Annotated in this window: 22 protein-coding genes; 15 read left to right on the top strand and 7 right to left on the bottom strand. The window is 65.2% G+C overall.

Annotated elements, in window-relative coordinates:
• Positions 1-93 precede the first annotated feature (93 nt).
• The 4 genes from FAS41_RS11125 to FAS41_RS11110 all read left to right on the top strand — a co-directional run bounded on the left by FAS41_RS11125 (position 94) and on the right by FAS41_RS11110 (position 8,401).
• On the top strand, positions 94-1,776 hold the full coding sequence (locus tag FAS41_RS11125) for a fatty acid--CoA ligase (RefSeq protein ID WP_138522145.1): 1,683 nt from the start codon (positions 94-96) through the stop codon (positions 1,774-1,776).
• A gap of 208 nt (positions 1,777-1,984) precedes the next feature.
• The gene (locus FAS41_RS11120) at positions 1,985-3,907 is read left to right on the top strand and encodes a DUF1302 domain-containing protein (protein WP_138522143.1); all 1,923 of its coding nucleotides are present in this window, start codon (positions 1,985-1,987) and stop codon (positions 3,905-3,907) included.
• A 167-nt stretch (positions 3,908-4,074) separates the two neighbouring features.
• A complete protein-coding gene (locus FAS41_RS11115; protein WP_138522141.1) occupies positions 4,075-5,442 on the top strand; it encodes a DUF1329 domain-containing protein in 1,368 nt (455 codons plus the stop codon).
• A gap of 232 nt (positions 5,443-5,674) precedes the next feature.
• Complete coding sequence (locus tag FAS41_RS11110) at positions 5,675-8,401, top strand: winged helix-turn-helix domain-containing protein (protein ID WP_138522139.1); 2,727 nt, start codon at positions 5,675-5,677, stop codon at positions 8,399-8,401.
• Between the two features lie 273 nt (positions 8,402-8,674).
• Here the strand turns inward: FAS41_RS11110 and FAS41_RS11105 are convergent, their stop codons facing one another.
• The gene (locus FAS41_RS11105) at positions 8,675-9,547 is read right to left on the bottom strand and encodes a hypothetical protein (protein WP_138522137.1); all 873 of its coding nucleotides are present in this window, start codon (positions 9,545-9,547) and stop codon (positions 8,675-8,677) included.
• A 163-nt stretch (positions 9,548-9,710) separates the two neighbouring features.
• On the opposite strand from FAS41_RS11105, the gene FAS41_RS11100 reads away from it, so the two are divergent.
• Positions 9,711-10,649, top strand: coding sequence for an alpha/beta fold hydrolase (locus FAS41_RS11100; protein ID WP_138522135.1), 939 nt, complete (start codon positions 9,711-9,713; stop codon positions 10,647-10,649).
• Between the two features lie 221 nt (positions 10,650-10,870).
• Here the strand turns inward: FAS41_RS11100 and FAS41_RS11095 are convergent, their stop codons facing one another.
• On the bottom strand, positions 10,871-11,710 hold the full coding sequence (locus FAS41_RS11095; RefSeq protein WP_138522385.1) for a metal-dependent hydrolase: 840 nt from the start codon (positions 11,708-11,710) through the stop codon (positions 10,871-10,873).
• A 121-nt stretch (positions 11,711-11,831) separates the two neighbouring features.
• Between FAS41_RS11095 and FAS41_RS11090 the strand changes: the two genes are divergently transcribed.
• The 3 genes from FAS41_RS11090 to FAS41_RS11080 all read left to right on the top strand — a co-directional run bounded on the left by FAS41_RS11090 (position 11,832) and on the right by FAS41_RS11080 (position 14,374).
• Positions 11,832-12,851, top strand: coding sequence for an AraC family transcriptional regulator (locus FAS41_RS11090; protein ID WP_138522133.1), 1,020 nt, complete (start codon positions 11,832-11,834; stop codon positions 12,849-12,851).
• Positions 12,852-12,934: 83 nt separating this feature from the next.
• Positions 12,935-13,576 (top strand): MBL fold metallo-hydrolase, encoded by a 642-nt coding sequence (locus FAS41_RS11085; protein ID WP_138522131.1) that lies wholly within the window; start codon positions 12,935-12,937, stop codon positions 13,574-13,576.
• Positions 13,577-13,660: 84 nt separating this feature from the next.
• On the top strand, positions 13,661-14,374 hold the full coding sequence (locus tag FAS41_RS11080) for a YiaD family glycine zipper/OmpA-like lipoprotein (protein WP_138216059.1): 714 nt from the start codon (positions 13,661-13,663) through the stop codon (positions 14,372-14,374).
• A 272-nt stretch (positions 14,375-14,646) separates the two neighbouring features.
• Here FAS41_RS11080 and FAS41_RS11075 read toward each other — a convergent pair whose 3' ends face one another.
• The 4 genes from FAS41_RS11075 to FAS41_RS11060 all read right to left on the bottom strand — a co-directional run bounded on the left by FAS41_RS11075 (position 14,647) and on the right by FAS41_RS11060 (position 19,354).
• Positions 14,647-15,558 carry an acyltransferase gene (locus tag FAS41_RS11075; RefSeq protein WP_138522129.1) on the bottom strand — a complete coding sequence of 304 codons (912 nt, stop codon included), beginning with the start codon at positions 15,556-15,558 and terminating at the stop codon, positions 14,647-14,649.
• 82 nt (positions 15,559-15,640) lie between these two features.
• Positions 15,641-17,767 carry a phosphate acetyltransferase gene (gene pta / locus FAS41_RS11070; protein WP_138522127.1) on the bottom strand — a complete coding sequence of 709 codons (2,127 nt, stop codon included), beginning with the start codon at positions 17,765-17,767 and terminating at the stop codon, positions 15,641-15,643.
• A gap of 61 nt (positions 17,768-17,828) precedes the next feature.
• Positions 17,829-19,019: an acetate kinase gene (locus FAS41_RS11065; RefSeq protein ID WP_138522125.1), complete on the bottom strand. Its 1,191-nt coding sequence runs from the start codon at positions 19,017-19,019 to the stop codon at positions 17,829-17,831.
• Between the two features lie 2 nt (positions 19,020-19,021).
• Complete coding sequence (locus tag FAS41_RS11060) at positions 19,022-19,354, bottom strand: DUF3565 domain-containing protein (protein ID WP_138522111.1); 333 nt, start codon at positions 19,352-19,354, stop codon at positions 19,022-19,024.
• Between FAS41_RS11060 and FAS41_RS11055 the strand changes: the two genes are divergently transcribed.
• The 3 genes from FAS41_RS11055 (at position 19,323) to FAS41_RS11045 (ending at position 21,365) form a co-directional block, all read left to right on the top strand.
• Positions 19,323-19,808 carry an FKBP-type peptidyl-prolyl cis-trans isomerase gene (locus FAS41_RS11055; protein ID WP_017519102.1) on the top strand — a complete coding sequence of 162 codons (486 nt, stop codon included), beginning with the start codon at positions 19,323-19,325 and terminating at the stop codon, positions 19,806-19,808. The two genes, FAS41_RS11060 and FAS41_RS11055, sit on opposite strands and share 32 nt — an antisense overlap.
• A gap of 217 nt (positions 19,809-20,025) precedes the next feature.
• Positions 20,026-20,511, top strand: coding sequence for a glutathione peroxidase (locus FAS41_RS11050; protein WP_138522109.1), 486 nt, complete (start codon positions 20,026-20,028; stop codon positions 20,509-20,511).
• 113 nt (positions 20,512-20,624) lie between these two features.
• Positions 20,625-21,365, top strand: a complete 741-nt coding sequence (locus FAS41_RS11045) for a nitroreductase family protein (RefSeq protein ID WP_138522107.1) — start codon at positions 20,625-20,627, stop codon at positions 21,363-21,365.
• Here FAS41_RS11045 and FAS41_RS11040 read toward each other — a convergent pair.
• Positions 21,352-21,759, bottom strand: coding sequence for a tautomerase family protein (locus FAS41_RS11040; protein WP_138522104.1), 408 nt, complete (start codon positions 21,757-21,759; stop codon positions 21,352-21,354). The two genes, FAS41_RS11045 and FAS41_RS11040, sit on opposite strands and share 14 nt — an antisense overlap.
• 107 nt (positions 21,760-21,866) lie before the next feature.
• On the opposite strand from FAS41_RS11040, the gene FAS41_RS11035 reads away from it, so the two are divergent.
• The 4 genes from FAS41_RS11035 to FAS41_RS11020 all read left to right on the top strand — a co-directional run bounded on the left by FAS41_RS11035 (position 21,867) and on the right by FAS41_RS11020 (position 26,051).
• Complete coding sequence (locus FAS41_RS11035; protein WP_138522102.1) at positions 21,867-22,757, top strand: LysR substrate-binding domain-containing protein; 891 nt, start codon at positions 21,867-21,869, stop codon at positions 22,755-22,757.
• 74 nt (positions 22,758-22,831) lie between these two features.
• Positions 22,832-23,422 carry a TetR/AcrR family transcriptional regulator gene (locus tag FAS41_RS11030; RefSeq protein ID WP_017519097.1) on the top strand — a complete coding sequence of 197 codons (591 nt, stop codon included), beginning with the start codon at positions 22,832-22,834 and terminating at the stop codon, positions 23,420-23,422.
• Between the two features lie 78 nt (positions 23,423-23,500).
• A complete protein-coding gene (locus tag FAS41_RS11025) occupies positions 23,501-24,613 on the top strand; it encodes an NADH:flavin oxidoreductase (protein WP_138522100.1) in 1,113 nt (370 codons plus the stop codon).
• 478 nt (positions 24,614-25,091) lie between these two features.
• On the top strand, positions 25,092-26,051 hold the full coding sequence (locus tag FAS41_RS11020; RefSeq protein WP_138522098.1) for a DegV family protein: 960 nt from the start codon (positions 25,092-25,094) through the stop codon (positions 26,049-26,051).
• Positions 26,052-26,053: the final 2 nt, after the last annotated feature.

The following is a 26,053-nucleotide window of genomic DNA, read 5'->3' as shown; positions in this document are numbered from 1 at the left end:
GGCAAATCACTCTTTTGACTGATGAATGGACACACCCGGCGCTCTAGAGTCGGTCTCATCCTGATGAGATCCAGCCTTGAGAGTGCGTACGCCATGCTGAAAACCCGCGTCATCCCCGCTGCACAGAACGCCTACCAGTACCCGCTGTTGATCAAGAGCCTGCTGCTGTCGGGCAGCCGTTACGAGAAAGGCCGGGAAATCGTCTACCGCGACACCGTGCGTTACAGCTATGCCACCTTCAACGAGCGCGTCGCGCGGTTGGCCAACGTGCTGACCGAGGCCGGCGTGAAGGCCGGTGACACCGTGGCGGTGATGGACTGGGACAGCCACCGTTACCTGGAGTGCATGTTCGCCATCCCGATGATCGGCGCGGTGCTGCACACCATCAACATCCGCCTCTCGCCGGAGCAGATTCTCTACACCATGAACCACGCCGATGACCGCTTCGTGCTGGTCAACAGCGAGTTCGCCGCGCTCTACCAGGGCATCGCCGGGCAATTGACCACGGTGGAAAAGACCCTGCTGATCACCGATGGCGCCGACAAGACCTGCACTCTGCCCGACTGCGTCGGCGAGTACGAAACCCTGCTGGCCGCCGCCAGCCCGCGCTATGCCTTCCCCGACTTCGACGAGAACTCGGTGGCGACCACCTTCTACACCACTGGCACCACCGGCAACCCCAAGGGCGTGTATTTCACCCACCGCCAGCTGGTGCTGCACACCCTGGCCATGGCCGCGACTATCGGCAGCCTGGACAGCATCCGCCTGATGGGCACCGACGACGTGTACATGCCGATTACCCCGATGTTCCACGTTCACGCCTGGGGCGTGCCCTACGTGGCGACCATGCTGGGGGTGAAGCAGGTGTATCCGGGCCGTTACGAGCCGGAGCTGCTGTGCAAGCTGATCCGTGAGGAGAAGGTGACCTTCTCCCACTGCGTGCCGACCATCCTGCAGATGATGCTCAACGCCGCCAGCGCCAAGGACCATGACTTCGGCGGGCTGAAGATCATCATTGGCGGCAGCGCCCTCAACCACGCGCTGTACGACGCCGCCAAGGCCCGTGGCATCCAGCTCACCGCGGCCTACGGGATGTCCGAAACCTGCCCGCTGATTTCCTGCGGTTACCTCAACGAGGAACTCTGCGCCGGCAGCGAGGATGAGCGCACCACCTACCGCATCAAGGCCGGCGTGCCGGTGCCGCTGGTGGAGGCGGCGATCATGGACGAGCACGGCCGGTTCCACCCGGCGGACGGCGAGTCCCAGGGCGAGCTGGTGCTGCGCGCGCCCTGGCTGACCCAGGGCTACTTCCGCGAGCCGGAAAAGGGCGAGGAGCTCTGGGCCGGCGGCTGGATGCACACCGGCGACGTGGCGACGCTCGACGGCATGGGCTTCATCGATATCCGCGACCGCATCAAGGACGTGATCAAGACCGGCGGCGAGTGGCTGTCCTCCCTGGAGCTGGAAGACCTCATCAGCCGTCACCCTTCGGTACGCGAGGTCGCGGTGGTCGGTGTGCCCGATCCGCAGTGGGGCGAGCGCCCGTTCGCCCTGCTGGTGCTGCGCGACGGCCAGGCGCTGGATGCCAAGGCGCTGCGCGAACACCTCAAGCCTTTCGTCGAGCAGGGCCACATAAACAAGTGGGCCATTCCCTCGCAGATCGCCGTTGTTACTGAAGTTCCCAAGACCAGTGTCGGCAAGCTCGACAAGAAGCGTATCCGGGTAGACATCGCCCAATGGCAGGAGGCCGGCAGCGCTTTCCTCTCCACGGTGTGACCGACGACCGGCAAGTCACGGTTTTCGGGCGGTCGTGCCAAGCAAGCGCTTGGCACGGCGCAGCCCAGTGGCCACGCCACCTCGGGGCCTGCGCAGGCGTCTAGTCAGGGCCTTTGTAAGACAAATCACACTTTCGAGCGATCAAGCACCTTAGGACGCTGGATATAGTCGCCGCTACTCATAACAAAAAACACATGGAGTAGCGTCGATGAAAACCATGCAACATATCTGGCGCCTGGCACGGTTGCCGCTGGCAGTCAGCCTGGCTTCTTCGCTGGCGGCTCCCGCCTCCGCTGTCAGCTTCAACATCGGGGAAATCGAAGGCTCGTTCGACTCGACGCTGTCCGTGGGGGCCAGCTGGTCGACGCAGAATCCGAACAGCAACCTCATCGGCGTGAACAACGGTGGCAAGGGCCTGTCCCAGACCTCCGACGATGGTCACCTGAACTACAAGGCCGGCAAGACCTTCTCGAAGATCTTCAAGGGCATCCACGACCTCGAACTCAAGTACGGCGATACCGGCGTCTTCGTGCGCGGCAAGTACTGGTACGACTTCGAGCAGAAGGACGAGAACACCGAGTTCAAGCCGCTCTCCGACCATAACCGCAAGGAAGCCGCCCAGGCCTCCGGCGGCGAAATCCTCGACGCCTTCATCTACCACAACTACAACATCGCCGATCTGCCGGGCACCGTGCGTCTGGGCAAGCAGGTGGTGAACTGGGGCGAGAGCACCTTCATCCAGAACGGCATCAGCGTGATCAACCCGTTCGACGTCACCGCCTTCCGCCGTCCAGGCTCCGAGATCAAGGAAGCCCTGGTGCCGGTGAACATGTTCTACCTGTCGCAGAACCTCACCGAGAACCTTTCCGCCGAAGGCTTCTACCAGCTGGAGTGGGATCAGACGGTGGTCGACAACTGCGGCACCTTCTTCTCCCAGCCGGACGTGGTGGCTGACGGCTGTACCCAGAACCTGGCGGTGCTGACCAACAACGCTGCCTCGATTCGTACCCTGAACGGCCTGCTCGGCCCGAACCTGGCGGTAACCCCCTCGCCGTGGAACGAAGGCCTGGTGGTCCAGCGCGGTCCGGACCGTGATGCCCGTGACAGCGGCCAGTACGGCTTCTCCCTGAAGTACTTCGCCGACAGCCTGAACACCGAGTTCGGCGGCTACTACATGAACTATCACAGCCGCCTGCCGATCTTCAGTGGCCGTGGCGCAGACGCCTCCAAGGTGGCGCAGATCAACCAGCTGATCACCAACATCGCGGCGATCAGCCCGTCCCTGGCGGCCCAGGCCGGCGCGGCGGCGATGGCGGGCAACTCCAGCTACTTCATCGAGTACCCCGAAGATATCCGCCTGTACGGCCTGAGCTTCTCCACCACGCTGCCCACCGGCACCGCCTGGCAGGGCGAGATCAGCTACCGTCCGAACGCCCCGGTGCAGCTGAATACCACCGACATCCTGTATTCCGGCCTGGACCCGGTCTCCATCGGCGGCAACCACGTCTACGACAACGCCTCCGTGCTGACCGGCACCGCCGGCCAGGACCTGCACGGCTACCGCCGCAAGGAAGTCACCCAGCTGCAGACCACCTTCACCCACTTCTTCGACCAGGTCATGGGCGCCGAGCGTCTGACCCTGGTGGGCGAAGTCGGCTGGACCCACGTCGGCGGCCTGGAAAGCCAGAACAAGGCGCGCTACGGCCGTGACCCGGTCTTCGGCCCCGGCCCGCTGAATGGCACCCTCAACGGCCTGGCCACCTGCGAGGCGCTGAACGCTTCCACCCTGGGCACCACCAATGCCAACAACGTCAGCCGCAACTGCGAAAGCGATGGTTTCACTACCGCCGACTCCTGGGGCTACCGCGCTCGCGCCATCTGGGACTACAACGACGTCTTCGCCGGCGTGAACCTCAAGCCCAACGTGGCCTGGTCCCACGACGTGGACGGCTACTCCCCCGGCCCCGGCGGCAACTTCGAGGAAGGCCGCAAGGCGGTCAGCCTGGGTATCGACGCCGACTACCTGAACACCTACACCGCCAGCCTGGCCTACACCAACTACTTCGACGGCAAGTACTCCACCGTCGACGACCGTGACTTCGTCAGCTTGAGCTTCGGGGTGACCTTCTAAGCCGGCCGTTCAACCGGCAAGCGGCCCGCCCTCGCGGCGGGCCATCCGCGCGGTCGGGTGACCTGGCCGCGCGGGGCAGCAGACAAGACCCGTGAACCGTTCTTTCAGGGCATCCCCGCAGGGGCGGCCATCACGGTGGGCAAAGACTCAACGAGGACGATAAACGAATGAGAACAACAAAGATCCTGCTGCACACGGGCGCCCTGGCGCTCAGCCTCATCGCCTCCCAGGTGATGGCGGCCGTCTCTGCCGATGAAGCGGCGAAGCTGGGTTCCACCCTCACCCCCATGGGCGCGGAAAAGGCCGGCAACGCCGACGGCAGCATCCCGGCCTGGACCGGTGGCCTGCCCAAGAACGCCGGGACTGCCGACAGCAAGGGTTTCCTCAGCGATCCATTCGCCAGCGAGAAGCCGCTGTTCACCATCACCGCGCAGAACATGGACCAGTACAAGGACAAGCTGACCCCCGGCCAGCAGGCCATGTTCAAGCGCTATCCCGACACCTACAAGATGCCGGTGTACACCACGCATCGTACCGCTACCGTGCCGGCCAATGTGCTGGAGGCGACCAAGAAGAACGCCACCAGTACCAAGCTGCTGCAGGGCGGCAACGGCCTGGAGAACTTCCAGGTGGCCAACCCCTTCCCGATTCCGAAGGACGGCCTGGAAGTCATCTGGAACCACATTACCCGCTACCGCGGCGGCCATGTGCGCCGTCTGGTGACCCAGGCGACTCCGCAGGTCAACGGCTCCTACTCGCTGGTGTACTTCCAGGACGAGTTCGTCTTCCGTACCGACCTGAAGGACTACGACGCCAGCAAGCCGAGCAACGTGCTCTTCTACTTCAAGCAGCGTGTCACTGCTCCGGCGCGCCTGGCCGGTAACGTGCTGCTGGTGCACGAGACCCTCGACCAGGTGAAGGAACCGCGTCTGGCCTGGCTCTACAACGCCGGTCAGCGCCGCGTTCGCCGTGCCCCGCAGGTCTCCTACGACGGCCCGGGTACCGCCGCCGATGGCCTGCGCACCTCCGACAACCTGGACATGTACAACGGCGCACCGGACCGCTACGACTGGAAACTGGTGGGCAAGCAGGAGCTGTACATCCCGTACAACAACTACAAGATGGACGATCCGAAGCTGAAGTATTCGGACATCATCAAGCCCGGTCACCTGAACCAGGACCTGGCCCGTTACGAGCTGCACCGCGTGTGGCACGTGACCGCCACCCTGAAGCCGGGCGAGCGCCACATCTATGCCAAGCGTGACTTCTTCATCGACGAGGACACCTGGCAGGCCGTGGAGATCGACCACTACGACGGTCGCGGCACCCTGTGGCGCGTAGCCGAGGCGTTCAACCAGTACTACTACAACTACCAGGTACCGTGGTACACCGCGGAAACCCTGTATGACCTGCTGTCCGGTCGCTACCTGGTGCTGGGTCTGAAGAACGAGGAGAAATCTGCCTACGACTTCAACTACAGCGCTTCGGAAAGCGACTTCACCCCGGCAGCGCTTCGCCAGGAGGGCGTGCGCTGATCCCCCGATCCCCACGGGTGGTACCGCGGTGAAAAAAGACCGGCCTTCGGGCCGGTTTTTTTATGGGGGATCATCTGTCAGATGAATGGATGGCGGAATGTAGGACGTCTTCTGGTCATGTTGTGAGCAAAGGTAACAAAATCGACTTCTATTCCCGACCGCGAGCGGCTAGGCTCGGACGGCAGTGTGACCTTCGTTGACCGCTATAAGAGCTAGAGCAAGAGCCAGGCCGATGACCGACTTCTCGACTCTGCCAAGTCTGACCGATGTTCCCCCCAGCACGGCCGGTAGCCGCTTCTTCCGGCCGCCGCTGCCGCATGGCCACGTCGCCCGTTCTCGGTTGTGCCAGCGCATGGCCGCGGGGCTGCAGGGGCGGCTGATACTGGTATCCGCGCCGGCCGGGTTCGGCAAAAGCTCGCTGGCCATCGAATTCTGTCAGACGCTGGAGAATCACTGGCGCAGCCTGTGGCTGGGGCTCAGTGCCAGGGACAGCGATCCCGGACGTTTCCTCGAACGCCTGCTCGAAGGCCTCCGCCTGCATTTCCCCACTCTCGGCGAAGAAGCCCTGGCCCTGCTGAAGATGCGCCAGCGCCACCAGCCTTTTGCGTTCGAGGCCTGGCTCGACGACCTGCTCGATGAGCTGGTGGACAGCCTGTCGGTCGACCGCCCGTTGCTGCTGGTGCTGGACGACTATCACCTGGCCCAGGGGGCTGTGCTGGATCGCTGCCTGCAGTTCCTCCTCAATCACCAGCCCGCCGGCCTGGTCGTGCTGGTCACCAGCCGTCAGCGGCCGGACTGGCACCTGGCGCGCCTGCGCCTGTCGCGGCAGCTGCTGGAGTTCACCGAACAGGACCTGCGCCTGACCGTCGAGGAAACTGCGCAGCTGGTCTCGGCCAACGGCGCGCAGCTGGACGACAACGCCCTCGACAACCTGGTCGAGCGCAGCGAGGGCTGGATTGCCGGGCTGCGCCTGTGGCTGCTGGCCCATGGTGACGAGCTGGCGGCCAATGTGCCGGATCTTTCGGTGCACGGCGCCGAAGAGCTGATCCGCGACTATCTATTGGAAGAGGTGATCGACAAGCAGTCGCCGGAGGTCCAGATGTTCCTGGCCCAGACCGCGCGCTTCGAGCGCTTCTCCGCCGAGTTGTGCGACGCGTTGCGTGATGCCCATGACAGCGCCTCGATCCTGCGCCACCTGCAGCAACACCAGGTGTTCCTCGTGCCGCTGGACGAGCAGGGTCAATGGTTCCGCTATCACCACCTGTTCTCCGACCTGTTGCTGGCGCGTCCGTTGCCCGGTTCCGGGCCTTCGGCGGCGGCGCTGCACCTGCGCGCCTGCCGCTGGTTCAGCGCCCAGGGGCTGTTCGACGATGCAGTGGAGCAGGCCCTGCGTGCCGGCCACCCGGAAGTCGCGGCGAGCCTGGTGCAGAGTCTGTCCGAAGAACAACTGCTGGCCGAGCAGAACGTCGCCACGCTGCTGCGCTGGAAGATGGACCTGCCCGACAGCCTGCTGGCCAGCACGCCGCGCCTGATCGTGCTGTACAGCTGGGCGCTGGCGCTGGCCTGTCAGCTGGACGCAGCCGAAGAACTGGCGGCACAGCTGTCGCGCTTCCTGCCCGCCGCCGATGCCACCGCCCATCGCGACCTGCTTGCTCAATGGCAGGCGCTGGCGGGTGTGATCGCCCGCGGTCGTGGCGAGATCGAGGCGGCTGAGCGGCACTGCGAGGAGGCCATGCAAGGCCTCGGTCCGGAGCGCTTCGGCCCCCGCCTGCTGTGCCTGTCGACCCTGAGTAACCTGGCCATCGTGCGTGACGACCTGTGGCGCGCACGCGGGCTCAATCGGGAAGCCCTGGAACTGGCGCAGCGCTTCGGCAATCCGCTGTTCGAGGCCATGGTGCATTACGACCGTGCCCGCGTGCTGCAGGCGCGCGGCGAGGTGCTGCGTGCCGAGGACGAAGTGCGCCAGGGCCTGGCGCGGCTGTCCGGCCTGTCTTCCCAGCGTCGCTATGCCGTACGTGGCCGGTTGATGCTTTACCAGGGCTACCTGCGCAGCCTCGCGCTGCAGCCGGACGAGGCGCGCAAATGCCTCAAGGCCGGTATCGAGGAAGCCCGCGCCTGCCGCGACATCAGCCTGGTGATCGGCTTCTGCGTGCTGGCCAGCCTGGAAGGTCGACTGGGTAATTACACCCGCGCCTTCGCCCACCTCGCCGAGGTCGAGCGGATGATGCACGTGTGGGATGTGCCGCCGGTGTACTACCTGTCGGCCATCACCCTGATCAAGTGCGAGCTCTGGCTTGGCCAGGGTCAGGTCGAACTGGCCACTGCCTGGCTGGAACGCCTGCGCGACACCTACACGGGCGACGAGCCGGCCACCCCTCCGGAATGTTCGCCGCAGTTGCCGCGCAACGTGGAGATGCTGCAATCCCAGCTGGAGCGCCGCGAGGGCCGCATGGCAGACGCCGAGGCGCGGTTGCGCGCTGTGGCCAGCGGTGCCCTGCAGGGCGGTGCGCAGTTGCAGGCGCGCTTCGCCCAGGGCCAGCTGGTCGCTCTGCTGCTGCAGGACGGCCGCGAGCGCGAAGCTTCCTTCGAGCTGGGCGAGTGCCTGAATGGTCTGGCGGTCGGCCTGCTGATCCCGTTGCATGAAGTGCTGCTGCAGCATCCGGAGTGGTTGCGCGAGCAACTGGCCGTGCGCGCTTCATCACCGGCCATCGACGCCTTGCGCGAGCGCCTACCAGCCCCGCCGGAGCGGGGTGCGGTGCTCAACGATTGCCTGAGCGGGCGCGAGCTGGCGGTGCTGGAACTGATCGCCCAGGGCTGCTCGAACCAGGAAATTAGCGAGCGCCTGTTCATCTCGCTGCACACCGTGAAGAGCCACGCCCGCCACATCAATGACAAGCTCGGCGTTGAACGCCGCACCCAGGCGGTGGCGCGGGCGAAGGAGTTGGGGTTGTTGCGGTAGAAGGTGTTGGCGCAGGTCTTTGATTTCGGCTTATCGACCGACCGTGCCCCCCCTCCCTAACCCTCCCCCGCAAGCGGGGGAGGGGACTGGTCCGTAGCGAGGGCTGGACCCGGCGTATCAAGGATGCTCCGCACCGCTTCCGGCTGACTCCTGCAATCCAGAATGCACCGAACGGCCCCCTCTCCCCTCAGGGAGAGGGCTGGGGAGAGGGTGTCGAACCGCGTACACCGATGCTGCACTGGCCTCAGCGTTCTAATTACCCGTTGACGAGTCTCACATTCCCTTCTTCTTCTCCGCTTCCGGCGGAGCGCTCAGGTCCAGCCCCTTGGGCACAGGTTGTCCCTTGGCCGGGGCGGCCAGCTGCTTCTGCACGTCCGCCTGGATCGCCTGCAGCACCGGCAGCAGGTCGCGCATGTTCTCGCGCACTTCCGGGTAGGCGTGCTTCTGCGCCAGTTCATCCACGCGCATCAGCAGCTGCACGCGGACTTCCGGCGGCAGGTGGATGAAGAGTTCGGGCAACTGCTTGGCCAGTTCGGCGCTGTAGAGCACCAGGTCCTGGCGGTCGAACTGCGCGGTCAGACCGAGGTAGTCCAACGCACTGCTGGTCAGCATCGAGGCGGCGGCCTTGGCTTCCTGCATGCCTTGCAGGCGCACCGGGTTGCGCTGCTCGCTCTGCGCCAGGGTCATCCAGAACTCCACCGTCAGGTTGAACAGGATCGCCTGCTCGCGCAGCGAGTAGCTCATCAGGCCCAGTGCCTCGGCGCCGTAGGGCTGCTTGGCGGCGCGGAAGTTGAAGTACAGGCGCATCAGTTCCTTGAGCTTGAACAGCACCTCGCGCGCCTCGTTCTGCCTCAGCTCCAGCGGCGCGTAGATGTTCAGCTGCGGGCGGAAATTCTCCTCGCTGACCATGCGCTGGTAGATTGGCCCGGTGAACTCGCCGCTGCGCCGGGGCAGGCCGTTGACCTGGGTTTCGTCGATCTTCTTCAGGGCGTCGATCAGCACCTGGTAGTCGGCGCTGGTCCAGTTGCGCTGGATGTCGGGAATCTTCTGGCCCAGGTAGTACAGGTCGGCAGACAGGGCCGGGCGGCACAGGAGCAGCAACAGCACGGCCAGCGGCCACAGCGAACGGCGAATGAGGATCGGCACGAACGGGCTTTCCTTGCGCGAGGGCGGGTCGGGCTAGGTTAACGAGGTGCAAGGCCTGCGTCATCCCGTGACGGGCCTCGACACTACCTAGGTTGGGCGCGGCGGCGAGGGCGCTGTGGTGTGATTCGGGCTTTAGAACAACAAGCACGGGAGTCACTCGTCCATGACCGCCACATTGTCTGTGCAACCGCCGCTGGCCGAGGGCCTGGCCCGCTACGGTTTCGGCCCGCTGCCACTGGCCGCGCTGAAGGCGCGCTACGCTTCGCCCGAATCCGGCTCGAAGTTCCTCCACGTCGACGGCTTCGATATCCACTACCGCGACGAAGGCAGCCCGGACAAGCCGGTGCTGGTGATGGTCCACGGTGTGATGGCCTCGTTGCACACCTGGGATGGCTGGGTCGCCGAGCTGGCCGGGCACTTCCGCATCATCCGCCTCGATGTGCCCGGCTTCGGCCTCACCGGTGGCGGCCAGGACCGCGAGTACGACGGCGAGCGCCTGGTGAAGGTGTTCGGGATGTTCCTCGACCGCCTGGACCTCAAGCAGGTGTCCATCGCCGGAAACTCCCTGGGCGGCTACATCGCCTGGAACTATGCGCTGGCCAATGCCCACCGCGTCGAGCGGCTGATCCTGATCGACCCGGCCGGCTACTACATGCAGAAGGTCCCGCTGATGATCGCCAGTGCGGTGCTGCCCGGTGCCGGCATCATGATGCCGATGTGGATGCCGCGCGCCCTGGTGGCCCAGGGCATCAAGGAAGTCTACGGCGATGCACGCAAGATCAAGCCGGGCGTAATCGACCGTTACTACGACATCAGCCGCCGGCCGGGCAACCGCCGCGCGATGATCGATATCTTCCGGGTGCTGGTGAAGGCCAACCGCGAGGAGCTGCCTACCACCCCCAACCGCGTCGCCGCGCTGAAGGTGCCGACGCTGCTGATGTGGGGCGAGCGCGATCGCTGGATTTCGCCGCGCCATGTGCCGATGTGGCAGCGCGATGTTCCGGGGATCGAAGTGAAGGTCTACGCGGGCGTGGGGCATATCCCGATGGAAGAAATCCCCGAGGAGTCGGCGGCGGATGCGCTTCGCTTCCTGCATGCCTGACTGTTGATCGCTCAATGAAAAGCCCGGCCATGTGCCGGGCTTTTCGTTCTGCCCAAGCGCTTTTCGTAGGATGGTGTGGAGCGAAGCGATACCCATCGGTTCCCGCGCGCCGACAGCATGGGTATCGCTGCGCTCCACCCATCCTACGGGGAAGTCCGCGGTCGGCACTGGAAACGACATCGCCCCGGCAAGGCGGGGCGGTGTGCGAAGCGAAGGGCGGATCAGCCAGCGTGAGCCAGTGGCTGCGGGTCGTACTCCTTGCGCACTTCGTAGAGCACATCGAGGTTGTTGTGCTGCCAGGGGTGGAAGTCGGACTTGAAGAAGTCCATGTATTCACGCAGCAGCGGGCGGAACACGCCGTGCTTGCCCCAGGTCCACTTGATGCCGTCGCGCCAGACGCGCCAGTTCCACAGCAGGCCGTCCACCTTGAGCATGTGCACCAGCCCGCGGAAGGTATCCAGCACGAAGAAGAAGGTGGCCATGCGCATCGCCCGGCGCAGCAGCTTGCGGCTACCGCAGACCTGGTTGTAGACGTCGAAGGCCACTGCCTTGTGCTCGGTTTCCTCCAGCGCGTGCCAGCGCCACAGACGCTGCATCACCGGGTCGGCGCCTTCCATGGTGCGCGGGTCGGTCAGCAGCCCGTTGGCCATGATCGCGGTGATGTGTTCCAGTGCGGCAGTCGCGGCCAATTGGCGCTTGGCCGGGAATTTCTTCTGGGTGAAGCGGATGCGCGCCTGGGCGCGCTTCTCGATGGCGGTGATGTCGTAGCCCTGGTCGCGCAGGCGCTGGCTATAGGTCAGGTGCTCACGGCTGTGGTGGCCCTCCTGGCCGATGAAGCCACGGATCTGCTCCTTGAGCACCGGGTCGGTGATCTGGTCGCGGAACTGCCGCACCGAGTCGATGAAGAAGCGTTCGCCGTCGGGGAAGAGTACCGACATGGCATCGAACAGGTGGGACTTGAAGGCGTCTCCGCCGTGCCAGTGGCGCGGCAGCGGATCGGGCAGATCGAAGTCCATGTGCCGGGGCTTGATCTCCAGTCCTGCGGGGGTGGTGCTGGCCATGGCGGCTCCATTGTTGTGCTTGTCCATGGTCATTACTCTGGGCTTGTAGGGAAAGCGTCACAAGGTTATTGTCTGCCAACTTTCCGGTCATATCCGGCCAGCGGTCACTATAAGAAGAACGATGAAACAACCGCTCAATTTCACCGCCGAACTGGTGCCTGTCGCCTATGCGCAGGCGCTTCTCGATCTCGCCGAAGAGCTGGGCGTGCCGCGTGTGCGCCTGTTCGAGCTGGCCCGTGTGCGCCCCGAGGTGCTGCAGAGCCCCAACGGCCGCCTGTCCTTCATCGACTTCCATCAGCTCTCCAGTACCGCCCTGGTGCACTGCAACGAGCCGGCCTTCGGCCTGCTGCTGGGGCAGCGGCTGAACGTCTCCACCCACGGCATCCTCGGCTATGCGGTGCTCTCCAGCGCCAACCTCGGACGCGCCATTGCTTTCGCCCTGAAGTACTACCGTGTGCTCGGCCTGGCCTACGACCTGGAAATGGTGGAGGACGGCGGCGTGTCCTACCTGCGCGCCAGCGAGTCGATTCCCCTCGGTCCCACCAGCCGCTTCGCCGCCGAAGGCCTGATGACCAGCCTGCATACCATCGCCCGCTTCCTCGTCGGCGAACCCTTGCAGGGGGTCAGTGTGGGCTTCGCCCATGCTGAGCCCGCCTACGTCGAGCGCTACGCCGAGGTGTTCGGCTGTGAAGTGCTGTTTGACCAGCCTTTCCACTTCATCGGCCTGCCCAGCGAGTACCTGGCGCGGCCCATGGCGCTGGCCAACCCGGCCACGGTGCAGATGTGCGAGCAGCAGTGCGAGGCGTTGCTGGCCACGCTGGACGTGCAGGAAGGCCTGCTGACCCGCATCCGCCGCCTGCTGCTGGCGCGCCCCGGCGAATTCCCCGACCTGGAAAGCGTGGCCGCCGACCTGCACACCAGCGGCCGCAGCCTGCGTCGACATCTTTCGAACCTGGGCACCACCTACCAGGAAGTGCTCGACGACGTACGCAAGCGCCTGGCGCTGCAATACCTCACCACGACCCACCTGCCGCTCTACGAGATCGCGCTGCTGCTGGGCTTCAACGACCCGTCGAACTTCCGCCGGGCCTTCCGCAAGTGGACCGGCAAGCTGCCCACGGACTACCGCCAGGACGACTGAACACTCGATCCATCGACTCGCCAGGGCAGGGCGGAATCGGCGAAAATGTGCGCCGTGTTCTTCCGCAACCGAGCGAGTCTTCGATGAGCGACCAGCCTGCCCTGATCCGCGAAACCTTCCCTGTCGGCCCCTTGCAGTGCAACTGCACCATCATCGGCGACCCGCTGACGAAGAAGGCCATCGTCGTCGATCCGGGCGGCGACCACGAACTGATCCTGCAGCGCCTCGATGCGCTGGGGCTGAAAGTGGTCAGCATCATCCACACCCACGCCCACCTGGATCACTTCCTCGCCTCCGGGCAGATGAAGGAGAAGACCGGCGCGACCCTGCACCTGCACAAGGACGACCAGTTCCTCTGGGACAACCTGGAAATGCAGTGCCGCATGTTCGGCGTGCCCTATACGCCGGTGCCCGCGCCGGACCAGTGGCTGGCCGACGACGAGGAGCTGGCCTGCGGCTGTGGTGTGGCGCTGCACACGCCGGGGCATACCCCCGGCTCCATGAGCTTCTGGTTTCCCCAAGACAAGTTGCTGATCGCCGGCGATACCCTGTTCCGCCGCAGTATTGGCCGTACCGACCTGTGGGGCGGCGACTACGCCACCATCGAACGCTCGATCCGCGACCGCCTGTATTCGCTGGACGAAGAGGCGACCGTGGTCACCGGGCATGGGCCGGATACCTGCCTGGGCGACGAGATGCGGGAAAACCCCTTCATCCGTGCTTAAGGTTGCTACGGAATTATTTGCACGACCTAAGCTCTAACCTGCCGCCCACTAATGGGTGTTTCGCTATTCGAGGAGTCATCCGACATGTTCACCGCACGTAGTCTGTCCATGGTCGCGGCTGCCACCGCCTTTGCCCTCATGGCCGGTTGCGCCTCCCAGAATCCCTATGACCCCAACACCCAGGCCCCGCCGGCCGAAGGCGGCATGAGCAAGACCGCCAAGTACGGTGCGCTCGGTGCGCTGGCCGGCGCCGTCGCCGGTGCCGCGATCAACCACGACAACCGTGGCAAGGGCGCGATGATTGGCGCCGCCGCCATCGGTGCTGCCGCCGCCGGCTACGGCTACTACGCCGACAAGCAGGAAGCCAAGCTGCGTCAGCAGATGCAGGGCACCGGCGTGCAGGTCGAGCGCCAGGGTGACGACATCAAGCTGATCATGCCGGGCAACATCACCTTCGCCACTGACTCGGCGAACATCGCGCCGTCCTTCTACACCCCGCTGAACAACCTGGCCAACTCCTTCAAGGAGTTCAACCAGAACAGCATCGAGATCGTCGGCTACACCGACAGCACCGGCAGCCGCCAGCACAACATGGACCTGTCCCAGCGTCGCGCGCAGTCCGTTGCAACCTACCTGACCTCCCAGGGGGTCGACGGTACTCGCGTCAGCACCCGTGGCATGGGCCCGGACCAGCCGGTTGCCTCCAACGCCGACGCCAACGGCCGCGCGCAGAACCGCCGCGTGGAAGTGAACCTGAAGGCCCTGCCGAACGCTCAGACCCAGCAGTACCAGCAGTAATCAGCGCCCATGAAAAAGCCCGCCGATTGGCGGGCTTTTTCGTTTCCGCAGACATTGGGGGTGGCAGCGGATTTAACCTGTAAAGGTGACTGTCTCTTCCTGAAAGTCCTTGCCTGGAATTTCCCTCTCCCTAACCCTCTCCCTGAAGGGAGAGGGGACTGGTTCGGTGCAGGCTGATACCGTGGCTTCAGCCTGCACGGAAAGCTCCCTTCCCCTTCAGGGAGAGGGCGGGGGCGAGGGTTGAGGCCCGCGCAGGATTTTCCAGGTAGGCATCAGGCTCTGGCGGCAGGGAACTCGCGGTGCAGCTGGCTCAGCAACTGGTCCTTGCGCTCCCACAGCTGGTTCACCCACAACTGGAACTCGGCGCGGTAGCCCTCGTCCTGGTCATAACTCTTGCCAATGAACTGGCGGGGGATTTCCATCTCCTCGAAGCGCACCACCACCGAACGCAGGCGGCCGGACAGCAGGCACCAGAAGGTCGGGCGACCATCGGGATAGTGAATGGTGACGTTGACCAGGGTGCGCAGCTGCTCGCCCATGGCGTCGAGAACGAAGGCGATGCCGCCGGCCTTGGGCTTGAGCAGGTGCTGGAACGGCGAGTTCTGCTCGTCATGCTTGGCCTGGGTGAAGCGGGTGCCTTCGAGGAAGTTGAAGATTGCCACCGGGATGCGGCTGAACTTGGCGCACGCCTTGCGGGTGGTTTCCAGGTCCTTGCCTTTCTTTTCCGGGTGCTTGGCCAGGTAGGCCTTGGTGTAGCGCTTCATGAAGGGGAAATCGAGCGCCCACCAGCACAGGCCGATCACCGGGACCCAGATCAGCTCCTGCTTGAGGAAGAAGCGCAGCAGGGGAATGCGGCGGTTGAGCTGGTACTGCAGGACGAGGATGTCCACCCAGCTCTGGTGGTTGCTGGTGACCAGGTAGGAATGGTCGTAGTGCAGCCCTTGCAGGCCCTGTACGTTCCAGCCGGTGCTGCGGACGAGGTTCATCCAGCCCTTGTTGCAGGTGATCCAGCTTTCGGCGATCACGCTCATGATTTTGCTCAGCGCCAGTTGGGCGGCGTTGAAGGGCAGTAGCAGCTTGATGATCGACATGCCCAGCAGCGGAATGCACCAGCACAGCGTGCTCGTCACCAGGATCAGGGTGGCGAGGATGCCGCGCAGGGTGTGCGGGAGGAAACTCAACATCGAGGAATGGTCCTTGTACGTAGGCGCCCGGTCGGCCGGGCGCGTGATGCGTTCTTGGGCACATCCCTCGTGCCTTGGGTTATCAGCCGTCCTTGCCGTTGTCCGCCTGGATCGCCGTCAGCGCGATGGTGTAGACGATGTCGTCCACCAGCGCGCCACGCGACAGGTCGTTCACCGGTTTGCGCAGGCCCTGCAGCATCGGCCCGATGCTGACGCAGTCGGCGCTGCGCTGGACCGCCTTGTAGGTGGTGTTCCCGGTGTTCAGGTCGGGGAACACGTACACGTTGGCGCGTCCGGCCACCGGGCTGTCGGGCGCCTTCTGGCGGCCCACGCTGGCGATGGCGGCGGCATCATACTGCAAGGGGCCGTCAATCAACAGATCGGGGCGTTTTTCCCGCGCGATGCGTGTAGCTTCGCGGACTTTCTCGACATCTGCGCCGGTTCCGGACTCGCCGGTGGAGTAGCTGATCATCGCCACTCGCGGAGTGATGCCGAAGGACTGCGCCGAGGCGGCACTCTGCAGCGCGATTTCCGCCAGGTCACTGGCCGAAGGATCGGGATTCACCGCGCAATCGCCGTAGACCACCACCTGGTCGGGCAGCAGCATGAAGAACACCGAGGACACCAGGTTGTAGCCGGGCGCCGTCTTGATCAGCTGCAGGGCCGGCCGGATGGTGTTGGCGGTGGTATGGATGGCGCCGGAGACCAGCCCGTCCACTTCGTCCAGGGCGAGCATCATGGTGCCCAGCACTACGTTGTCCTCCAGCTGCTGCTCGGCCATCGGCGCGTTCAGGCTCTTGCCCTTGCGCAGCTCCACCATGGGTTCGACGTAGCGGCTGCGAACCAGGTCCGGGTCGACCACTTCCAGGTCCTCGGGCAGTACGATGCCCAGCATCTGCGCCACCGCCTGCACGTCGTCGGGCTTGGCCAGCAGCACGCAGCGGGCGATGCCGCGGGCATGGCAGATGGCGGCGGCCTGCACGGTGCGCGGCTCGCTGCCCTCGGGCAGGACGATGCGCTTGCCGGCACGGTTGGCGCGCTGGGTCAGCTGGTAGCGGAACACTGGCGGCGACAGGCGCAGCTCGTGGGGGGAGCCGCAGCGGTCCTTGAGCCATCCGAAGTCGATGTGCTCGGCGACGAACTCGGTGACGCGCTCGGCGCGTTCGCGGTCATCCACCGGGATTTCCTTGTTCATCCGCGACAGGTCGCCGGCGGTGTCGAAGGAACCGGTCTTCACCGTCAGCACCGGCAGGCCGCTCTGTAGCGCGCTGCGGCACAGCTCCATGATCCGAGCGTCCGGCGCCAGGCCCGAACACAGCAGCAGGCCGGCCAGCGGCACGCCGTTCATGGCGGCCAGGCACGCGGCGAGGATGATGTCGTCACGGTCGCCCGGTACCACCACCAGCACGCCGGGCTTGAGCAGGTGCACGGTGTTCGGCGCCGAGGGCGCGCAGAGGATGATCTTCTGCACTCGACGTTGCTCGTAGTCGCCGGCATTGAGCACGCTGGCGTCCAGCAGGTCAGCCACGTCGCGGGTGCGCGGGGCGTTCATCTCGTCCTGCCAGGGAATGCAGCCGAGCAGGCGCACGTCGCCATCGCGCAGCAGCGGGGAATGTTCCTTCAGGCGTTCGCCGAACAGCCGTGCGGCTTCTTCGGCGTCACGCGGCATGTCGTCGCTTTCGCCGCCGCGCACCTTGTTCACGATCAGGCCGGCCAGATGCGGGTCGCGTGGGCCGCCGAACAGCTGGGCGAGGATCTCGATGCGGTCGGACAGTTCACTCACCGTCTCGTTGTCGGGCGCGGAGACGAGGATCACCTCGGCGTCCACGCTGCGCGCCAGGTGCGCGTTGATGCGCGCGGCATAGCTGGCATGTTTGGTCGGCACCATGCCTTCGACGATCATCACGTCCTTGTCCACGGCGGCGCTGTTGTACATGCCGACGATGTCCTCGAGCAGCTCGTCGAGCAGGCCGTCGCCGAGCATGCGCTCGACCTTGGCCAGCGACAGCGGGGTGGGTGCGTTGAGGCCATGGGTGCGTGCAACCAGTTCGCTGGAGCGTTCCGGACCGTCGTCCCCGGCGTGGGGTTGGGCGATGGGCTTGAAGAAGCCGACTTTCAGGCCGGCGCGTTGCAGGGCGCGGATCAGGCCCAGGCTGGTGGACGTCAGGCCGACACCGAAACCGGTCGGTGCGAGGAAGAAGGTGTGCATCCGGGCTCCTTAAGCCGTGCAGGGGTGGTTTGTGCCCTTGTGGGGCGCAACCGATGAATCTTCAGTCGAGGACAGCCAGGGTGTCGAGTGCGATCTGTTTCTCTTCGTTGGTCGGGATCACCAGCACGCGGGGATGTCCGGCGAGGTGGATCGGCCCGCCGACGCCGCGCACGCAGCGGGCGTTGGCTTCGCCGTCGAGTTCGAGATTGAGCACGTGCAGGTGCTTGACCGTCAGGTTGCGCACCAGCGCGGAGTTCTCGCCGATGCCGCCGGTGAAGATGATGCCGTCCAGCCGTGGCAGCGCACAGGTCAGCGAGGCCAGCGACTTGGCCAATCGGTAACAGAATACTTCGATGGCCAGCGCGGCATTGGCGTGGCCCTGCTCGCGGGCGTGCTCCAGGGTACGCATGTCGTTGGACAGTCCCGACAGGCCGAGCAGGCCGCTGTCGTGGTTGAGCATATGGTCGATCTTCTCCAGGCTCCAGCCCAGGGTGCGCGCCAGGTGACTGTGCAGGTTCGGGTCGACGTCGCCCGAGCGGGTACCCATCATCAGGCCTTCCAGCGGGGTCAGGCCCATGCTGGTGTCGCGGCTCTGGCCGTTGGCGATGGCGCAGGTGGAGCTGCCGTTGCCCAGGTGCGCGGACAGCCAGTAGCTGTCGCCCACGGCCAGCCCACTCATTTCTGCCGCCTTGTGGCTGACGTAGCGATGGCTGGTGCCATGGAAGCCGTAGCGGCGCACGTGTTGCTCGCGGTACAGCGGTTCCGGGATGGCGTAGCGGTAGGCGCGCTCGGGCAGGCTCTGGTGGAAGGCGGTGTCGAACACGGCGATGTGCGGCAGGTCCGGGTAGAGCGCCATGGCGGCGTCGATGCCGACCAGGTTCGCCGGGTTGTGCAGCGGCGCCAGCGGGGAGGTCTCGCGGATGGCGCTGAGCACTTCATCGGTCAGACGCGAGGCCTGGGTGAAGCGTTCGCCGCCATGCACCACGCGATGGCCGATGGCGTGCAACTTGCCCTGTGCGGCCTGGGCTACCAGTGGCAGCAGGCGGGCGAGGGCGGCCTTGTGGTCGGCGCCGGGCAGCTCCAGGGTCTGCGGCTGTTCGTCGGTCTCGCCCTGCCAGCGCAGGCTGGCGCCGTTGGCGCCAAGACGCTCGGCCAGACCGTGGAGAATGAAGTCGTCGCGTCCCTCTCGAACCAGAGCGAACTTGATCGACGAACTGCCGCAGTTGATCACCAGGATATTGCGAGCTGGCATGCCTACTCCTTGTTGCTGACGGATTCCTTGGCGCACCAGCCGCAGGGGAACAGCCGACCGATCTGCGCCATGCGCTGCTGCGGGTCCAGCACCCAGGGCCGCGACTGCCAGGGCGGCTGGTGGCGCAGGTGCTGGGTGTGGCCGCAGGACAAGACTGCCACCCAGTGGCCGTCTTCGTCCTGATGAAAGTCAAGCAGGCGCGGCGGGGCCGCGTTGTCCCGTCCGTCCGTCTTCGGGTCGCATTCGGGGGCGTCGCCGCGTAAACTTACGCGCTCAACTTCTATATCAGATAGGTTTCGAACCATGCAGATCGCGGCCAACAAGGCGGTTTCCATCGACTATACCCTGACCAACGACGCGGGTGAGGTCATCGACAGCTCCGCCGGCGGCGCTCCGCTGGTCTACCTGCACGGTGCCCACAACATCATCGGTGGCCTGGAAAAGGCCCTGGAAGGCAAGCAGGTCGGTGACGAGCTGGACGTGACCGTCGAGCCGGCCGATGCCTACGGCGAATACAGCGCCGAGCTGGTTGCCACCCTGACCCGTGAAATGTTCGAAGGCGTGGACGAGCTGGAAGTCGGCATGCAGTTCCACGCTTCCGCTCCGGACGGCGGCATGCAGATCGTCACCATCCGCGACATCGAAGGCGATGACGTGATCGTCGACGGCAACCACCCGCTGGCCGGTCAGCGCCTGAACTTCAAGGTGAAAGTGGTCGACATCCGCGACGCTTCCGCCGAAGAAGTCGCCCATGGCCACGTCCATGGCGAAGGTGGTCACCACCACTGATTGCTGTCATCCGGTCGGCCATCGACCGGGTGAAGCCATCATTGAGCTGCTACGCTCAATCGTGAAAGGCGCCTTCGGGCGCCTTTCTCATGCAGCCTGATCTACTGCAACAAGGCCAGGGCATTTTTCCCGCATCGACTGGGATTGCGCAGCACGACGGACAGATTGTCCGCTCCCTGCGCGGGCACTTCGTGCCTACTTCTTCAAGGAGCAAGCAATGAGCGCTTTTCACGATCTGACGCTGCACGGTCTCGACGGCCAGGATCTGCCGCTGGCGCCGCTCAAGGGCAAGGTCGTGCTGGTGGTCAACGTCGCCTCGAAATGCGGCCTGACCCCGCAGTACGCCGCTCTGGAAAACCTCTACCAGCAATACAAGGACCAAGGGTTCGTGGTACTGGGCCTGCCGTGCAACCAGTTCGCCGGGCAGGAGCCGGGCAGCGAATCCGAGATCCAGTCGTTCTGCTCGCTGAACTACGGGGTGAGCTTCCCCATGTCGGGCAAGCTCGAGGTCAACGGCTCCGAGCGCCACCCGCTGTACCGCCTGCTGGCGGGCGAGGGCGCCGAGTTCCCCGGCGACATCACCTGGAACTTCGAGAAGTTCCTCCTCGGCCCGGATGGCCGCGTGCTGGCCCGCTTCAGCCCGCGCACCACGCCGGATGATCCGGCGCTGATCCAGGCCATCGAGAAGGCGCTGGGCGCCTGATCCTCCCCGGCGGGAGAGGGCGCATGCGCCAATCCCGCCGGCATTTCTCCCCTCCGTCTTGTTCCACGCCAGGTGTGGCGGCTTAATCGGGCGACCTGCTTCCGGAGCCCGCCATGAGCCGTTTCGCTGCCGAGTCCTCCTGCCTGCCCGCCACGCCCGACGCCTTGCGCGCGCTCATCGAACAGCGCCGCGCAGTACGCCGTTTCCTCGAAGAACCGGTGCCGGATGCCGTGCTGCGAGACTGCCTGGAACAGGCCGTGCTGGCGCCCAATGCCTGCAACCTGCAGCCGTGGAGCTTCCAGGTGATCCGCGATGCCGAGTTGCGACGTCGACTGGGACCGGTGTGCCTGGGCCAGAATGCGGCGCGCACGGCGCCGGTGCTGATCGCCGTGCTGGCGCGGCCGGATACCTGGCGCGAGTCCTGTGCGGCTGTCCTCGATCAGTGGCCCGAGCCGCAAGTGCCGGAGAAGGTCCGGCACTTCTATGAGCGCACCGCGCCATTCCAGTACAACCAGGGAACCTTTGGCCTGCGCGGCCTGTTCAAGCGGGCCCTTTACGGCGTGGTCGGTCTGCGCCGCGCGTTGATGCGCCAGCCCAACAGCCACGCCGAGATGCGCCTGTGGGCGGTGAAGTCCACCGCGTTGGCGGCGCAGAACCTGATGCTGGCCCTGCAGAGCCACGGCTACGCGACTTGCCCCCTGGAGGGCTTCGACGAGGTGCGGCTGCGCCAGGTGCTGCAGATTCCCCGGCGCGCGGTACCGATCATGCTGCTGGCGGCTGGGCGGGCTGCCGACAACGGCGTCTACAACCCGCGCCTGCGCTTCCCGCTGGAGGAGCGCGTCAGCTGGCACTGACCTCATCGGGCCGTGTCAGCACCCCCATGCGCCCACCACCAAAGGACCAGTCGTCCGCCTCGCTGGTGGTGATCTGCACCATCACGTCCTCGCTGGCGATTCCCAGTCGCTCGCCCAGCAAAACGTTCAGCCGGCGGTAGAACGCCTGCTTGGTCTGCGAGTCTCGCGGACGGCCGATGGTGATGGCGATCAGTACGAAGTCATCGTTGCGCGGCCCGCCCAGGTAGTGGCGGTTGAAGACGAACTCCCCTGCCTCGTGCTGGTGGATCATCACGAACTGATCGCCCTCCGGCACGTTGAAGGCCTCGTGCATGGCGTCGTAGACGGTGTCGGCCAGTTCGCGAAGGTAGTCGGGTTGCTTGCCCTTGTGCAGGGAGATGCGGACGGTAGGCATGGTGCCGTTCCTCGAAGAGTGATTGACGAGTTCAGGCTAGCTCGGCAGATTGATTCGGAAAATCGGGAAATATTTGATCGATAGTTCGATTAATCAGGATTGTTGTCATGGCCCGCATCAACTTCGACCTGGACGTGCTGCGCACCTTCGTCACCGGTATCGAACTGGGCAGCTTCGCCCGCGCCGCAGATCGCCTGGGGCGTTCCACCTCCGCCGTCAGCGCGCAGTTGAAGAAGCTCGAAGAGCAAGCCGGCACCCCCGTACTGCGCCGCGAAGGGCGCGGCATGGCGCTGACCGAGGCGGGTGAGACGCTGCTCGGCTACGCCCGTCGCCTGCTGGAGTTGAATGACGAAGCTGCCGGCGCCTTGCGCGGTGGTTCGCTGGAAGGCCGAGTGCGCCTCGGCCTGCAGGAAGACTTCGGCGAAACCCTGCTGCCCGCCGTGCTGGCGCGTTTCGCCCGGGCTCATCCCAAGGTGCGGATCGAGGTGCGTACGGCGCGCAATCAGCAGCTCATCGAAGGTGTCCGCAACGGTGAACTGGACCTGGCGCTGGCCTGGGAAACCGGCGAGCGCACGCCGCACATGGAGCGCATCGGCGCGGTGGCGCAATGCTGGATCGGTGCGCTGGACGCAGTCCCGTCCCTCGGCGCGGAACCGTTGCCGCTGGTGATGCTGGAGGCGCCGTGCCTGCTGCGCAGCGCGGCGACGGCAGCGCTGGATCGGGCCGGTATAGCCTGGCGCGTGGCATTCACCAGCGCCGGGTTGTCCGGCATCTGGGTGGCGGTCGGCGCAGGGCTGGGCGTCGGCTTGCGCACGCCGATCGGCCTGCCAGCCAGCGTTGAACGGCTGGACGCCGAGCGCGCCGGACTGCCGATGATGGCGCCACTGGGCCTTTGTCTGCACCGCAGCGAAGCCGAGCCGGAGGCGGTGGTGGAGCGCCTGCGCGAGCTGCTGCAGGAGGGCGTCGCGGAGCTGCTGGAAAGCCCGGCGATTCGCTGATCCGCTTCTGAGGGAAAATCACTGCGATCAATGGTGCTGGAAAAAGCGAGACGACCGGTCATATTCTTGCGCCCATGAACAGCATCCGACTCGACAAGCGCGACCTTATCCTCGCCAAGGGCTCCCTGGCGATGACCCGCAGCGGTTACCACGGCACCGGCGTGCAGGACATCGTCCAGGCCGCCGGCATTCCCAAGGGCTCCTTCTATCACTACTTCGAGAGCAAGGAAGACTTTGCCCTGCAGGCACTGGAGCATCTGTACGCGCCGCGCCTGGCCCGCTACGCCGAGGCGCTGGGCAACCCGGCACTGGGCCCGCGGGCGCGCATCCTCACCTATTACCGCGAACTGCTCGCGCACTTCGCCCGCCAGGAGAAGCTCGAATACCACTGCTTCATCGGCAGCCTGAGCTTCGAGATGGCCGAGCTGTCGCCGCCGATCGCCGAGCGCGTCGACGGCATTCTCCAGCAGTCCATCGATACCCTGCGCGACTGCCTGGCGGACGCCCAGCGTGCCGGGGAGTTGCCCGCCTCGGAGAACGTCGAGCAACTGGCCGAGTTCATCGGCAATGCCTGGCAGGGCGTGCTGGCGCGCATGAAAGTCAGCGCTTCGCTCAAACCGGTGGAACGCTTTATCGAGCGCCTGGAGCACTTGCTCCAGGCCTGATCTGCCTGAGTCATCACTCATTTTTCAGCCCAACTCAAAAACGAGACGACCGGTCGCCTGGCCGTCATGGAGACTTCAATGACTGCATCCGTAGATACCCTGTTCTCGCCCTTCCGACTGGGCGGCCTGGAATTGCCCACGCGCATCGTGATGGCGCCGATGACCCGCAACTTCACCCCGGGCGGCGTACCTCACGCCCAGGTGGTCGAGTACTACCGCCGCCGTGCCGCTGCCGGTGTCGGCCTGATCGTCACCGAAGGCACCACGGTCAACCACAAGGCTGCCAACGGCTACCCGAACGTACCGCGCTTCCACGGCGAAGATGCCCTGGCCGGCTGGAAGCAGGTGGTCGACGCCGTGCACGCCGAAGGCGGCAAGATCGTCCCGCAGCTGTGGCACGTCGGCGCCGTGCGCCGTCTGGGCACCGAGCCGGACGCCAGCGTTCCGGGCTATGGCCCCAGCGGCAAGGAAAAGGACGGCACCGTGCTCGTCCATGAGATGACCAAGGAAGACATCCAGGAAGTCATCGCCGCCTTCGCCCAGGCCGCCGTCGACGCCAAGTCCATCGGCATGGACGGCGTGGAAATCCACGGCGCCCACGGCTACCTGATCGACCAGTTCTTCTGGGACGGCAGCAACAAGCGCACCGATGAATACGGCGGCAGCCTCGCCAACCGTTCGCGCTTCGCCATCGAACTGATCCAGGCTGTGCGCGCGGCCGTCGGCCCCGACTACCCGATCATCTTCCGCTTCTCCCAGTGGAAGCAGCAGGACTACAGCGCCCGCCTGGTGCAGACCGCCGAAGAGCTGGAGGCCTTCCTCAAGCCGCTGTCGGATGCCGGTGTGGATATCTTCCACTGCTCCACCCGCCGCTTCTGGATTCCGGAATTCGAAGGCTCCGACCTCAACCTGGCCGGCTGGACCCGCCAACTCACCGGCAAGCCGACCATCACCGTCGGTAACGTCGGCCTGGACGGCAGCGAGTTCCTGGCCTTCTTCGGCAACACCGAGGAAGTCGCCCAGCCGTCGGGCATCGACGGTCTGCTGGAGCGCCTGAACAAGGAAGAGTTCGACCTGGTGGCCGTCGGCCGCGCCCTGCTGGTCGACCCGGACTGGGCAGTGAAAGTGCGTGACGGTCGCCTGGAGGACATCAAGCCCTTCAGCCGCGATGCGCTGATGTCGCTGGCCTGATTCGCGACCCGGTGAAATGCAAAGCCCCTGGCGCCGATGGTGCCAGGGGCTTTTTTGTGGGCGAGGTGTTTCCTTGTAGGAGCAACTGCCTTCTTCTGAAATTCCGTGCCTACGTTTTTCCCTCTCCCCAACCCTGGCTGCGCGCCCCGCTCCGAAGGGAGAGGGAGCCGTCCGTGCCGGCTGATGGCGTGGTTTCATCCTGCTCCGAACAGTCCCCATTCCCGCTTGCGGGAGAGGGCTAGGGAGAGGGGCTCTTGTAGGGGGCCATGCCCGCGATCGCGCGCACGACGCGCTCCTACAAAATGTCCTGATTATGTCTAGTCATAATCTTTATGAATGGTCTGAAAGTACCGTCCCAGGCGTTTACAAATCTTTTCCGAGACCCACCTTTCCGCATGCTGACTTCCCAGTCCGAAACGGGCAGAGTATGAACGCGTTCACACAACAATAGGCCGGGAGACGGCCATAGGAGTAAGACATGCGGATCGGCTTGGTAGTCGATGCAACCTGCGACCTTCCCCCGGAATTCCTTGCTGCCAACAACATTCGCGTGCTGCCCATCGGCATCCGTGTCGGCGAGCGTCGCATCGTCGATGATCGCGATCCCGACACCACCCTCAAGTTCTATTCGCAGGACCTGCCCAAGGTCGGCCCCGAGGACGGCAGCGAACCGCTGACGCCGGCGCAGACCCACGACTGGTTCCTGGAAAAGCTGGTCACCGATTTCGACTACGTGATCTGCCTGACCGTGACCAGCCAGCGCAGCCCGATCTTCGAGCACGCCACCCAGGCCTCCTTCAGCCTGCTGCAGAGCTACAAGGAGCGCCGCGCCGCTGCCGGTATCGCCGGTCCGTTCGCATTGCGGGTGATCGACAGCCAGACCGTGTTCGCCGGCCTGGCCGTGTTGGCCGCTGAAGGTGTACGCCTGCTCGGCGAAGACCAGCATCCCAATGCCGTGCGTACCCGCCTGGAACAGCTCAGCCAGCAGATGAACACCTTCCTGGTCGCCAGCGACCTGGGGCACATCCGCCGTCGCGGGTTCCAGAAGGGTGACCGCAGCAGCATCGGCGACCGCCTGCGTGGCGCCTTCCTTGGTCTGGGCTCGATGCTCGACATGAAACCGGTGCTGAGCCTGGTGCAGGGAGAGGACAAGCCGGTGTCGGTGTCGCCGAACTACGAGAAATCCGCCGAACGCCTGCTCAACTTCGCCCGCGCGCGGGTCGAGGCGGGCGAGTTGCTGGCGCCGCAGATGTGCCTGAGCTATGCCGGCGATCCTTCCGCCCTGCGCGACCTGCCCGGTTTCGCTGCGCTGGAAGATGCCTGCGAAGCGAAAGGCATCCAGGTGCACCTGGCGATGCTCAGCCCCACCGGCGGCATCAACCTGGGCGCCGGCGCCATGAGCCTGTCCTTCGCCGCCGAGCCCAAGCCCTTCGCCTGATC

Source organism: Pseudomonas nicosulfuronedens, assembly GCF_005877905.1.
GTDB lineage: Bacteria > Pseudomonadota > Gammaproteobacteria > Pseudomonadales > Pseudomonadaceae > Pseudomonas > Pseudomonas nicosulfuronedens.
Note: the sequence above shows the minus strand (reverse complement) of the source record. Positions and strands in the feature narration are given on the sequence as shown.